At 61.7% G+C, this 12,086-nt stretch carries 11 protein-coding genes; 1 reads left to right on the forward strand and 10 read right to left on the reverse strand.

Annotated elements, in window-relative coordinates; genetic code table 11:
• Positions 1-129: 129 nt before the first annotated feature.
• From PM3016_RS22565 to PM3016_RS22585, 6 genes are all read right to left on the reverse strand, one after another.
• The gene (locus tag PM3016_RS22565; protein WP_238540294.1) at positions 130-732 is read right to left on the reverse strand and encodes a hypothetical protein; all 603 of its coding nucleotides are present in this window, start codon (positions 730-732) and stop codon (positions 130-132) included.
• Complete coding sequence (locus PM3016_RS40085) at positions 707-955, reverse strand: hypothetical protein (RefSeq protein WP_238540295.1); 249 nt, start codon at positions 953-955, stop codon at positions 707-709. The genes PM3016_RS22565 and PM3016_RS40085 overlap by 26 nt, the downstream gene beginning before the upstream one ends.
• A 92-nt stretch (positions 956-1,047) precedes the next feature.
• Entirely contained in the window at positions 1,048-1,899 is an 852-nt protein-coding gene (locus PM3016_RS22570; RefSeq protein WP_014371070.1) for an alpha/beta fold hydrolase, read from the reverse strand.
• 101 nt (positions 1,900-2,000) lie between these two features.
• Complete coding sequence (locus tag PM3016_RS22575; RefSeq protein WP_014371071.1) at positions 2,001-3,728, reverse strand: alpha-keto acid decarboxylase family protein; 1,728 nt, start codon at positions 3,726-3,728, stop codon at positions 2,001-2,003.
• Positions 3,729-3,827: 99 nt separating this feature from the next.
• Positions 3,828-4,046, reverse strand: coding sequence for a hypothetical protein (locus tag PM3016_RS22580; protein WP_014371072.1), 219 nt, complete (start codon positions 4,044-4,046; stop codon positions 3,828-3,830).
• A gap of 81 nt (positions 4,047-4,127) precedes the next feature.
• The gene (locus PM3016_RS22585; RefSeq protein WP_014371073.1) at positions 4,128-4,805 is read right to left on the reverse strand and encodes an SOS response-associated peptidase; all 678 of its coding nucleotides are present in this window, start codon (positions 4,803-4,805) and stop codon (positions 4,128-4,130) included.
• A 169-nt stretch (positions 4,806-4,974) separates the two neighbouring features.
• Between PM3016_RS22585 and PM3016_RS22590 the strand changes: the two genes are divergently transcribed.
• The gene (locus PM3016_RS22590) at positions 4,975-6,618 is read left to right on the forward strand and encodes a sensor domain-containing diguanylate cyclase (RefSeq protein ID WP_014371074.1); all 1,644 of its coding nucleotides are present in this window, start codon (positions 4,975-4,977) and stop codon (positions 6,616-6,618) included.
• A 155-nt stretch (positions 6,619-6,773) separates the two neighbouring features.
• Here PM3016_RS22590 and PM3016_RS22595 read toward each other — a convergent pair whose 3' ends face one another.
• The 4 genes from PM3016_RS22595 to PM3016_RS22615 all read right to left on the reverse strand — a co-directional run bounded on the left by PM3016_RS22595 (position 6,774) and on the right by PM3016_RS22615 (position 11,952).
• The gene (locus PM3016_RS22595; protein ID WP_014371075.1) at positions 6,774-7,148 is read right to left on the reverse strand and encodes a hypothetical protein; all 375 of its coding nucleotides are present in this window, start codon (positions 7,146-7,148) and stop codon (positions 6,774-6,776) included.
• Between the two features lie 237 nt (positions 7,149-7,385).
• On the reverse strand, positions 7,386-7,685 hold the full coding sequence (locus tag PM3016_RS22600) for a DUF2325 domain-containing protein (protein WP_013918883.1): 300 nt from the start codon (positions 7,683-7,685) through the stop codon (positions 7,386-7,388).
• A 365-nt stretch (positions 7,686-8,050) separates the two neighbouring features.
• On the reverse strand, positions 8,051-10,351 hold the full coding sequence (locus PM3016_RS22610) for an ATP-dependent helicase (RefSeq protein ID WP_014371076.1): 2,301 nt from the start codon (positions 10,349-10,351) through the stop codon (positions 8,051-8,053).
• Positions 10,352-10,497: 146 nt separating this feature from the next.
• Complete coding sequence (locus PM3016_RS22615) at positions 10,498-11,952, reverse strand: APC family permease (protein WP_014371077.1); 1,455 nt, start codon at positions 11,950-11,952, stop codon at positions 10,498-10,500.
• Between the last annotated feature and the right edge of the window lie 134 nt (positions 11,953-12,086).

Below are 12,086 nucleotides of genomic sequence, written 5' to 3' on the forward strand. Positions count from 1 at the left end.
CGCTTCACCTCCAGCTGGATCGGGCATCGCCCTTGGCCGCCCGAAGGCATGGGAGACCAGGACATGATCACTCCCCCTGTCCCCGTCGACATCCCCCCGGCCGTCAGAGCCGGCGGCCGGGCTGACGGCTCATCCTTCCAAAAGCCGCATGCCTGCGGCTTCCCCTCTCATCCCCTGCCGGTATCGATCTTTCGCCACAACGATTTCGTGTAGGCGACCTTCATGCCGATCCGCTCCATATTCGCCTGGCTGGCCGAGCCGAAGGCGGCTTGTCCGACAAGCAGACCGCACGCCGACCGGGCCGCCTCCTCCAGCCGCTTCACCATCGTCAGAATCGCACAGAATGCCGTCCTCCAGATGGAGCCCACCGATGGCGGCCGGCTCATCCCCGTACAGCGCGAGATAGAAACGCCACCCGGCGCGGCCGTGCAGCACGCGATTGTTGGCGGCAACGGCCGGCTGCAGGAAGGCCGGCATGCCGAAGGAAGCCGCGTAGATCTCGGCGTACAGGTCGAACTCGTCTTCGCGCAGCGGCCGGACGATGACTTGGCCGTCCCGCGGGTCCGTGGGCAGGCCTAACTCCGGAACAGCGCCGTAGAGGGCCGTATGGAATCCGTACTGCCCGTATCCGCGCTCCGCCAGCTTCCTCAGCAGCTCCGGCTGCGCCCCGAAGGGCACGATGTCGAACCGGCAGGACGCCCCATGCTCACGCATAGAAGTCCAGGATCTCATCGATCCGCTCCTCGCTTCCTTCCTCCAGTCCGAGGCCCCTGACCGAATTGAAATAAAGGTCCGGGATTCCCTTGACGAGAAACGCATGCACCCGGCCGAAACGGCGAACCTGGACGCCGTGTGGATTCCCTTCCTGCTCTCCTATCGCCGTGAGCCGCGAAGCCACCGCCCGGATCTCGGCTTCCTCTACCCGCACAGCCCGTTCATGGAATACCGCCTGCATCCCGCCGCCTCCCAAGCCTTTTTTTCCTGATTATACCATGCCCCAAAGAAAAAAAGCGCCTCCTGCGGAAGCGCTCAAATCAAGCTGGAATGCTACTCCTTCCCATCCACCCACTCGGTCAGCATCCGGTCGAATACTTCGGGCTCCTCCCACATCGGATTATGGCCGCTGTGCTCGAACACCGTTACTTTGACATGGGAGCAGCGCTCCTCGATGCCATCCCACAGCGAAACCGGAGAGACCAGGTAATCGTATCGGCCGAGACCGATCCAGACGGGGGCCTTCACCTCATGCAGACGCTCCAGCATATCGATCTCCGCGAACACCCGGCCCCACAGATGATCGATGATCTCCATATTCGTGTACACGCCCGCCCACATCGGGGCGGCATCCACCCCCGGATCATAGAAGCTGTGCGCGGCCATCCGGATGCATGCGTGGGCGAACCGCCGTTCGGGCTCCCGTTCAATATCCCCCGGAAGAAGGGCGATATCCCGCTCGAACTTCGCTTTGCGCTCCGGGGAAGCCGTCTCGTCAAAATGCCTGAGGCTGCCCTGCTGGCGCTCCGCGCTGTTCGTCGGAGCCGAGTTCAGCAGAACCGCCGTGGCGGTATGCCCCGGATAGGTCCTGGCATACTCGAGCGCGATGAAGGCACTGCCGGAATGGCCGAGCACCGTGACGCGCCCGAGCTTCAGCGTCGTCCGGATCACCTCCATATCCTGCACAATCCGCTCCAGCGTGTAATCCTCCGGCTTGATGCTGCGGGAGGGCTTGACGAAGGCGCGGTGGTCGACAAAAATCAGCTGAAGCTTCTTTCGGAGCTCCTGCGAAAACAGCCTCGGGTAATAGGTTTCGCTGCCGACGATCAGGACCGGGGGGCCTTCCCCCTCGATCCGGTACGCCAGCGGGAAGCCGTCCATGTCAATGATACCGCTTGAACTCATGGCACACGTCTCCTTTGATCAGAACACTCGGAATGCATCGCTTCCATGCTACCAAAGGAACACCTTCCAGCGATATGGAAACTTTGACTGATATCGATTTGTTACCCTTTCGCCCTCTGCGCTTCCTGCGCCTCCAGATAGCTCCTCTTGCGCTTCAGGTAAGGGGGAGCGTCCATAGGGTCTTCCGGCACGAGTTCGATCAGGCACAGCCGCCGGCCGCACTGCGCCTCGGCTTCGGCCATCGCCGCATCCAGCTCCCCGTTGGTCCGGACCCGGGCCGTATACGCCTCCCCGCCGAACGCCTCGGCCAGCCGCGTATACGACCACTCCGGAATGTCGTTGTAAGGCTGCCTCTCCGTTCGGACATTCAGGTACTTCTCGATCGTGTAGCCCCGGTTGTTCAGCACGAACAGGATCAGTCGGCCGCCGCAGGCCAGCATCGAGCTGATCTCCTGCACCGTCAGCTGCAGAGCCCCGTCGCCGGTGAACAGCACGATCCGCCGCTGCGGGTCAGCGACCGCGGCACCGAAAGCGGCCGGCAGCGCATACCCGATGCTCTGCCAGGCGCCCTGGTGAATGTAGGCCGCCCCCTTCGGCAGCCGGACCTCCGACATGCCGTAGGCGAGCGTGCCCGTCTCAACGACGACAACGTCCCCCTCTTTCAGCATCCGCTGAAACCGGGGAAGATACGTCTTCGCCGTAACGGCGTCCCCCGGGCCTCCAGCAGGTTCATCGTACGGATGCCGGACCCTCGGCAGCTCCCCGCCCCGGAAGCCCGACTCCTCCAGCGCCCGAAGCATCTCTTCAGCCCGGATCCCCGGGTAGAGCGCTTCGCCGATCCGGACCGAATCCGGCTGAATCTCGATCAGCTGCGCCGTGTCCAGCTTCGCGGTGAAGTTCGCAAGATTGCCGTCCGACCGGACGAGCCCCACGGCAATCAGGCAGCCGGCCTCTTCCACGATGCTGCGTACGTCTTCGCTGCCGAACTCGCCTCCATATACGCCGATATAATTCGGATGCCCTTCGTCGAACGATCCCTTGCCGAGCATCGTCGAAGCGGCCGGGACGTTCAGGGCTTCCGCCAGGCGCTGCACCGGCTCCCCCAGACCGAACCGCTGCACCGGCAGATCGGACAGGATCACCGCCCGGCCGGCTGCACCCAGCAAGCGCTTTGCATGAGCCGATGCAGCCTCAAGCACGGCAGGGTCCGTCCGGCGCTGAAGCTTCGGCTCCGGCTCCCCATGGGCCTGCACCACCACCGGCCGGTCCACAAGATCGATGGCGACGGCCAGGTAGACCGGCTTCTTCTTCTCCTTGGCGGTCCGGATGGCCTTCGGTATTTCGGCCGCCGCATTCTCCGGCGTCAGCACCGCCGTATAGGCCGTGATCTCCCCGTACGCCCGGCGAAACACTTCGTAATCGCCGTCCAGCAGCGAATGGTGCATGAGGCGGCGTTCCCGCTGGGCTGCCGATTTCGGCGTACCGACGATATGCACCAGGGGCACGCTTTCGCTGTACGCTCCCGCCACGGCGTTCGCGGCGCTCATCTCGCCGACGCCGAACGTGGTGATCAGGGCGCCGAGGCCTCGGAGCCTCGCATAGCTGTCTGCCGCATAACCGGCGTTAAGCTCATTGCGCCCGCCGATGAAGCGCATCCCCTCGCATCGCTCCAGCTCGTCGAGCAAGGTGAAGTTGTAGTCGCCCGGTACACCGAATATTTCGGTGACGCCCTCACGCTTCAGGCTGTCGAACAGGAACCGCCCGAGCGATACGGCGGCCTCCTCGGCCCGGCCTGCCGAACTGCGGTCTTTGTCTGTTTTGGCGGACATGCTGCACTCTCCTCTCCCGTCTGTAACGGATCCCATTTTCGGTATCCTCTTCTATTACCCACGGAAAGGCGGACATAAGAAAAAACGCCGCCTGCGGTCTTACCCGCAAACGGCGATGACTTCTTCCTCTTCCGTCTCTTGTGGCATCCAGAAGGAACAACCGGCCCGATCGAAGCGTCGTTCTCCGATCTGCACCGAATGCTCGGTGAACGCCAGGATCTTCCCCCGGTGAACCCATTCCCTGCCGGCAAACACCAGAATCTCTGTTTGATACACAAGAGCCGTACACAGCTCGATATCGTTTACCAACGGCCGCATGCCCTTCCCCCCTTTTGAAGTTATTTATCGACAAAATATTACAGATTGTGAAGGGGGATGCCGTATTTCCGCTGTTGGTATTTACTTCGAATTAAGCTCTTCGAGAAGCTCCGCCGAGTCGTTCCTTACGTTGCCGATGAGCGGCGACACCTCATAGGCATACATCTCATCCGCCGGGTAAGGCTGCAGCAGTCCCTGCAGATGCCCCGGATCCTCCACGCCCGGGTCGAGCCACAGCCGTTCCGCTTCGCGCGGAAGAATGACCGGCATCCGGTCGTGCACCTCCCTCACGATCTCATTGGGCTGCGTCGTGAGAATCGTGCAGGTGGCCATCTCCGTTCCATCCTTCCCTCTCCAGGTCTCCCACAGGCCGGCGAAGCCGTAGACCTCCCGGCTCTTCAGCCTGAAACGCACCGGCTGCTTCGCCTTCCCGCTCCGCACCCGCCACTCGAGGAACCCGTCGGCGACGATCAGACAGCGCGAATGCTTCATGGGCTCCCGGAAGGCCGCCTTCTTGGCTGCGGTCTCCGACCTGGCATTGAACGTACGGTACCCGATCTTCGGGTCCTTCGCCCAGAACGGGACCAGTCCCCAGTGGAGCTGCCTGATCCTTTTCGCTTCCCCGTCGTGCACAATCGCCCACACCTGCTGGCCGGGCGCCACATTATACCTCGGATGATACTCCTCGAGTCCCCCCGGCAGGTCAAACTGCTCCAGAATCGCTTCCGGGGAGACGGTCAGTGTAAACCGTCCGCACATGCGATTGCCCCCTTTCCCGCTGCGGTTGTTACTCTCTATTACCCGGTGCAAGCGGCCTCTGATTCGCTAATCTTCGGGAAGGCAAACAACGATAAATTAAGTATAGATTGCTCTTCGGTATCCGGTAAGCGGGCCGGGAGCGCAACAGCATCTTTTTACGGAGGTCTTCATGATCAAACTTCGCACCCTGCTCATCCTGACTATTACAGGCATTGTCATCCTGCTGACCAGCTTGCTCGGAGTCCTCTTCACCCGGCATTCCACAAATGAAATCAAGAAGGAGATCGGCCATTCGCTGGCCGGCACCGCTTATCAGATGTCCGACAAGCTGGACAATTTCATGTGGTCGAGAGCCGGCGAGATGGAGATTCTCACCACGCTGGACATCTTCAAGCAGGGCGGGGACATCCCCGGCGTCCAGACGGCGCTGGACCAGCTCCAGACCAGCTTTCCCTCCTTTTCGTGGGTCGGCTTTATGAATACCGAGGGCCAGGTGCTCGCGGCAACGGACGGCATTCTCGTCGGCACCAATATCGCCTCCCGGCCCGTATTCAAGGAAGGCATTAAAGGCCGCTTCATCGGAGATGTGCATGAAGCCGTACTGCTCGCAAAACTGCTGCCGAATCCGACGGGAGAGCCGCTGCAGTTCGTCGACATCTCCCTTCCCGTCAAGGATCACGGCGGCCGTACGATCGGTGTTCTCGCCGCCCACATGAGCTGGGAATGGTCCAGGGAGGTGCAGCGGACGATCCTCGAGCCGCAGCTGCACCGCAGCGAGAACCTCGAGCTCTTCATTGTGAGCCGCACGGATCACACCGTGCTGCTCGGCCCTGAGGACATGGTCGGGAAGCCGCTGGAGATCGACAGCGTGAATCGAGCCCAGGCCGGCGGCAGCGGCTGGGAGCTCGCAGCCTGGCCGGATGGCCGCTCGTACCTGACCGGCTATGCCTATGGGGACGGCTACCTGTCCTATGAGGGGCTGGGTTGGACCGTGCTCGTCCGGCAGCCGGAGTCGGCCGCCTTCGCGAGAGTGGCCGGGCTCCGGTCGGATTTTGCCCTGGCGGGCACCCTGGCCGCCATGCTCTTCGCCGTCATCGGCTGGTTCCTGGCCGCACGGATTACGCGGCCGATCAACAGCCTGACCGAGGCGGCCGACCGCCTGCGCACCGGTGAGGCCGCCGAGCTGCCGGAGAACCGCGGATTCCGGGAGATGTACATCCTGTCCCGCTCCCTGCGCAGCCTGGTGGAGTCCCTTGCACGGACGGAAAATGAGCTTGGCGACATGAAGAACCTCGCCCACTTCGACCCGTTGACGGGTCTTCCGAACCGTGTCGCCCTTGAGAGCTACCTGGAGACCACACTGGAAGAGGTGGAACCAAGGACGGAGACCCTCGCATTTCTGTACCTCGATCTGGACGGCTTCAAAAAGGTGAATGACACGCTGGGCCACCATACCGGGGACATCCTGCTGCAGAAGGTCGCCAAGCGGCTGATTTCCCTGCAACAGGCAGGCAATATCACGGTAAGGCTCGGAGGGGACGAGTTCCTGCATATCCTGCGCTTCCCCAAGGAATCGGCTTTCGAGGAAACGAAGCGTGCGGCCGAGGAGATCATTGCCCTGCTCAACAAGCCGTTCCTTGTCGATTACAACCGCATCTCCATCGGCTGCAGCATCGGCGCCGCATTCTATCCGGATCAGGACGAGAACGCGGGCCAGATCCTGAGAATCGCAGACGAATGCCTGTACCGTTCCAAGCGGGCCGGGAAGAACTGTGTTTCCTTCTCGGACGAACTGACGATGAAACTGCAGTAGGATCAGACCGGCCCTCTCGAGGGCTGTTTGGATTGGGTCGCGTCTTCAAGGGTTGTTGCTCTGTGGCTTGATGGGATATATATTCTTATATTTCAAACAAAAAATCCGCCCTGCTGACCTGGCAGGGCGGATCTATTTGGTCGGAACAAGCCAGCTTACCCCTCTTCCGTTGGCGATGCCGGCCGCTTTGCCCTGCCGCGCCGGAGTCCAAGCAGGCCCAGCAGGCCGGCGAGCCCCAGCCAATGGGAACCTTGGTTTTCATTAGCTGGGGCGACGGCTGGCCGATAAACCGGAACATCCCCGGGGTCTCCCCAGCGGCCGTCCGTCAGATCGGCCTGCTGCTGTGGATTCGCGCCCTGAACCCGGAACTGCGGAACGCCTGCATGGGGGGATACCGTCTTGGCGAAGCTCGTATCCCCGAGCGTCGGATTGGTTCCATAGTAATCCGCCACATCCACAGGCTGTGTAGCCGTCTGGTCCGCGGCCGGATTCAAGGCCAGCAGCAGTCCCAGCCATACTGTCTTGATCACGAATGAATCCCCCCGTTTTCCGAATGCCTCACTTTCTTCTTTCTAGGATTTCCTATGGGAGCGAGGCTTATCCTGATCCGCTCTTTCTTGGATGATTCAAGAAGTCTTAGACCGGTGGAATACAGCCGTTTTCATGCCAAATAGACCCTCACCCGGTACGGATGGGGGTCTATCCTCTTTCCCCTTGCTGAAGTATGGGGTTCACCTGCTTTCCCGACTCTACAGAACCGCTGGAGGTTACACCAGCTGCAGCGCCTTCTCCAATGCGCCCGATGCGCCAAAGCCGTCATGATAGTCGATCTTCTTGCCTTTCTTCTCGGCCAGCTCCCGGACCGCCCACATGGAGGTATGCTTGATCGCCCCGCGGAGGACAATGATCACGTCGGCTTTATTAATGATCCGCTGGAAATACTCGTCGACGGGGCCGCCGCCGGTCTTCCCGTTGTGATGCTCCACGAGCAGCCCGCGCTTCTCGCCCAGTTTCTTGAACGTACCCGTTTGGCTTCCCCCGATGATCGCCACTCTCTTCATCGTCATTTACTTGTCCCCCTCGCATGAGTAAATCCGCTGTTCCTTGTCTGTACTCTTTATGATATCCGAATTTCCATTTAAGTCAATAAATTTTATCGGAACGCTCGGATATATGGTTTTGCGTTCCGTTGTGCTTCGCACAAAGGTCACTGTCAAAACCATATATCCTCGCTGGGTATAGAAGACCCCATTTCCGCTTGGCTTCGCACAACCGGTCACTGCCAAAACCATATATCCTTAAAAGCCAAGTCACAACCAAAACCCTAAACCAAAAGCAAAAAGGGCTCTTCTACCGCTTCCTTACGGAAGTCGGTAAAAGAGCCCCATACTACCTTCCCTGCCCAAGGGCAGCGGGAAGGCCGAACCTTCATTCAGGACTTCTCCAGTTCAAGCAGACCCATCTCCAGGCAGGTCGCCACCGACAGCACTTTGTCGGTCGTGCCGAAGCGGATGTGAATCCGCTCCCCCGCCAGCTTCACGATCGTGCCGGAGCCGAAGACGGGATGCAGCACATCCCGGCCTGCGGCCAGGTCTGCAGCTTGGCGGACCGCGTTCGGGTTCTTCTTGCGGGCGGGGGACGCCGATTTGCCGGAAGCCGCCGCCCGGCCAGCGCCGGCTTGGGCAGCGGCCGGCACGCGGCCGGACGTCACCGCGGCTGCCGGTCTTCCCGGCTCCGGCCGCACCGCCGGCTTGCCGGGATTCAGAAGCTGCCGGACGTCGGTTACGAACGGTGATTCCTGCACCTTTTCCCCGTCCCGCATCTTGTAGGTGAGCAGCTCCAGGTGCCGCTTCGCCCGTGTCATGCCGACATAGAAGAGCCGTACCGCTTCCTCCATGGACAGCGCGGCTTCTTCCGCCATCGCTCCCTGCTTGTCGTCCGAAGAAGGAATGATCCCGTCGATCAGGTCGATCATGTACACCCGCTCGAACTCGAGTCCCTTTGCGCTGTGCAGGGTGGAGAACGTGACGACGTTCTGCCCCTTCTTATGCTTCGAGCTCTTGAGGACGCCTTCGAGATGCTTCAGCCGCGCGGCGAATTCCTCCATCGTCGCCAGGGTGTCCGCGATCTCCTCCAGCGTATTAAGAATCCCGAGCAGATGCTCCTTGCGGAACCCGAGCCGCTCGCACAGCCGGTCGAGCGCCTTCTCGTAGCCGAGCTTGCCGCGGATATGGCGGATTGCGTCCTTCGGCGCCATGCCGTGCATCCGCCGGAAGTTATCCCTCAGGAGCTCGATCTGCTTCACCTGATACTCCTTCAGGGGAACATGCTTCAGCAGGTTGTCGAACACGGACTCCTGGTTGCCGATCCCCAGGAGCTGCGTCATCTGTCCCTTGGTGATGTAGCCGGCGCATTTGGTATGGATCGTCTCGAGCAGGTCGGCCCGCTTGTCGGTGAACGACATGCGCATGAAGTTCAGGACGTCCTCCACCACCCAGTGGGAAAAGAACCGGTTATCGGTATCCTTCATGAAGAAGGGAATGCCAGCCCGGTCGAACTCGTTGATCAACGCGATCGAGGACGAGTTGTTGCGGTACAGCACTGCGACCTCACCCAGCTCAGCGATCCCCCGGATCTCCTCCACCAGGTACTTCGCCTGGCTCTTGTAATCCGCGAAGGAGCGGATCTGTGCCGGGGCGCTGCGCGGGTTGCGGGTGAACATGTTCTTCTCATAGCGGTTCTTGTTGCGCTTGATGAACCGGTTCGCCACGTCGACGATGTCCCGGCTCGACCGGTAATTCTGTTCCATGAACAGCGTGAGGGCCGCAGGGTAAGCGTCCTTGAAGTTCAGGAGATAGGACGGGTCCGCTCCCCGCCAGCTGTAGATCGACTGGTCGTCGTCGGCGACCACGCACAGGTTCCCGTGCTCGCGCACCAGCTTCTCGATGATCGCATGCTGCACCAGGGACGTATCCTGGCTCTCGTCGGTGAGCACATAATCGTATCTTCGCTGGTAGCGCCGCAGCAGCTCCCGGTCCCGCTCCAGAATCTCATTGCCGATGGTCAGCATGTCGTCGAAGTCGACGAGCAGCCCCTTGCCGCTGCCGGCGCGCTTGTATTCCTCGTAGGCGATCAGCACGCGGTGAGCCTGCGGAACGTCGGTCTTCACCGAATCCCACCGCTCCGGCGGGATCATCTTGTTCTTGACCAGCGAGATATAGGTCGTCAGCTCCTCCATCTGCTCGTCGGTGATGTTCTCCCCCGCGATCGTCTTGAACAGGTGGCGCAGGATGAACTTCTTGTGCAGCGGAAGCTGATCCGCCGGCTGGGCGCCGTCCCCTTCCGTCTCTTCCTCAAGCTCCACCTGGCCCTCGATCAGATGATACGGCGTTCTTGTCTTGTAAAAATGCTCCCTCAGCACCTGAAAGGCCAGGCTGTGGATCGTCGAAAATTTGACGGGCTCAAGTCCCGGAAAAAACCGCGCGAAGCGCTCCTTCATATCCGCCGCAGATGCCCGGCTGAAGGTGACCGCTTTGATTCTCGAAGGCTCGACACCCATCCGTTCGATGAGATAGCCGATGCGCATGATGATCGTCGTCGTCTTGCCGGAGCCCGGCGAAGCGAGCAGAAGGAGCGGCCCCTCCGTCTCCCGGACGGCCTGCTTCTGCACCTCGTTCAGGGAGACCCCGAGCTCCTCTTTTTTGCTTGCGAAAAAATCTATCCGTTGATGCATGCCTTGCAACCTCTCTGATCAGATCAATATGTACCGATAGCCACCCCATTATAGCATCCACACACCGAAACGTCAGTTCCCCTCCGTCAAAAAAAAGAACGCACCTGCATATACGCACATGCGTTCATCCCTTCCATCCCTTACCTTCACACCTGATTGGCATTCCGCCGGCGGACCTGCCGCAGAAAGAGAATCGCGGCCGCCCCGGCCGGAAACAGCGCAGGCCAGCCGAGGAACGGGTACAGGGCCAGCACCGCCGCCAGCGAGAGCCCTGCGCACCGGCGGCCCCAGCGGCCGTCCCGGAGCAGCCGCACGCCGGCCATACAGCCGCCGATGTACGTGGCGATGAAGGCGGCGTTCGGCAGCGCGATCAGCTCCGCCAGCGACACGGCTTCGCTGTACAGCAGAAGCAGCGCGGCCATACTGCCCGCCGCAATGAAGAGCAGCCCGCCGACGGGCGTGCCGTACCGGGGATGCAGGGCCCCGAGCCACTTGGGCGCGGCCCCTTCCTGCGCCAGGGCATAGGCGGTTCGTGATGCGGCGCTGGAGTAAGCGTTGTGCGCCGCGAGGCAGATGAACAAAGCGGCCACCACGACGGCCCACCCTCCCGCTGCCCCCAGCGAGCGCTGGACCATCAAGCTGAGGGAGGCCGCCGAGTTCTCCCCGCCGTAGCTGCCGGTGGCCACGGTCGTGAAGGCCACGGCAAGGTAGACGAGAGCCACGATTCCCGCGCTCCACAGGATGCCGCGCACCGCGTTCCGCCGCGGATCGACGAATTCGCCCGATAGGTGGGTCACCGCTTCCCAGCCGATGAAGCACCAGAACATCAGCCCTGCCGCCTGCACCACGCTCAGCGGGCCGTGAGGCATGAAGGGCGTCAGACGGGCTGTGTCGACATGGGGGACGGCAGCGGTGACCGACAGCACAAGGACGCCCAGGATCACCGCGACGACCACCGTCTGAAGCCGGCCGGCCAGATGCAGCCCGTAGACGTTCAGCAGCAGCGGCAGCAGCACGATCACGGCCGCCGTCAGGTATACCTGCTCTGCGTTCCAGTGCAGGAGCACGGCCAGATACCGGGCTCCGGTCACGGCAAGCACCGGTCCGCCGAGAGGGACGGAGAGCAGGAAAAACCAGCCCGTAAGGTTGCCGTAAGGCGCCCCGTAAGCCAGGCGGACAAAGTGGGACACGCCGCCGGGGCCCGGGTGCCTGGCGGCCAGCCAGCCCATCGTCACGGCCATCGGTACGACAAGGATTGACATCGCCAGCCAGGCCAGGATCGAGGCAGGTCCTGCCTGCTCCGCGGCCAGGCCGGGAATCAGCAGGATGTCGGAGCCGATGACCGAGCCGAGATAGAGGGCTACGATCTGGGGTAATCCCAGACTCGGCCGCATCCCGCTCCGGCCATCCACAACCGGTTCTCCGGGCCGCCCATCGGCTCCCGGTGCAGCGTGCGTCCCCTGATTGGAGCCGTTCTCCGCGGCGATGGGCTTCCCCGGCCCCGGCAAGGCCTCCGTTCGGAACGCCTCCGCTCCTGCCTGCTTGCCCTGCGGTGTGATCTGAGCAGCCGCTCCGCTGCCCCTCTTCCGTGCATGATTCATATCGCTTCTCCCCGTTTCTGACTCGTACGGCTCCACCCCTGACTCGGACGGTTGCCGGACTCTGTCCCTGAAGCTTATACTGAAACTGACCTGGATGACAGGGCCAGTTTGCATACATATCACAGGGTCAGAAT

The sequence above is a fragment of the Paenibacillus mucilaginosus 3016 genome, from assembly GCF_000250655.1.
Lineage (GTDB): Bacteria > Bacillota > Bacilli > Paenibacillales > NBRC-103111 > Paenibacillus_G > Paenibacillus_G mucilaginosus.

Coding starts and splice junctions, on each gene's coding strand:
- PM3016_RS22570 (WP_014371070.1), bottom strand. CDS start 1,899: ATGAGTTCAAGCGGTATCATTGACATGGACGGCTTCCCGCTGGCGTAC.
- PM3016_RS22610 (WP_014371076.1), bottom strand. CDS start 10,351: ATGCATCAACGGATAGATTTTTTCGCAAGCAAAAAAGAGGAGCTCGGG.
- PM3016_RS22585 (WP_014371073.1), bottom strand. CDS start 4,805: ATGTGCGGACGGTTTACACTGACCGTCTCCCCGGAAGCGATTCTGGAG.
- PM3016_RS40085 (WP_238540295.1), bottom strand. CDS start 955: ATGCAGGCGGTATTCCATGAACGGGCTGTGCGGGTAGAGGAAGCCGAG.
- PM3016_RS22575 (WP_014371071.1), bottom strand. CDS start 3,728: ATGTCCGCCAAAACAGACAAAGACCGCAGTTCGGCAGGCCGGGCCGAG.
- PM3016_RS22600 (WP_013918883.1), bottom strand. CDS start 7,685: ATGACGATGAAGAGAGTGGCGATCATCGGGGGAAGCCAAACGGGTACG.
- PM3016_RS22580 (WP_014371072.1), bottom strand. CDS start 4,046: ATGCGGCCGTTGGTAAACGATATCGAGCTGTGTACGGCTCTTGTGTAT.
- PM3016_RS22590 (WP_014371074.1), top strand. CDS start 4,975: ATGATCAAACTTCGCACCCTGCTCATCCTGACTATTACAGGCATTGTC.
- PM3016_RS22565 (WP_238540294.1), bottom strand. CDS start 732: ATGAGATCCTGGACTTCTATGCGTGAGCATGGGGCGTCCTGCCGGTTC.
- PM3016_RS22615 (WP_014371077.1), bottom strand. CDS start 11,952: ATGAATCATGCACGGAAGAGGGGCAGCGGAGCGGCTGCTCAGATCACA.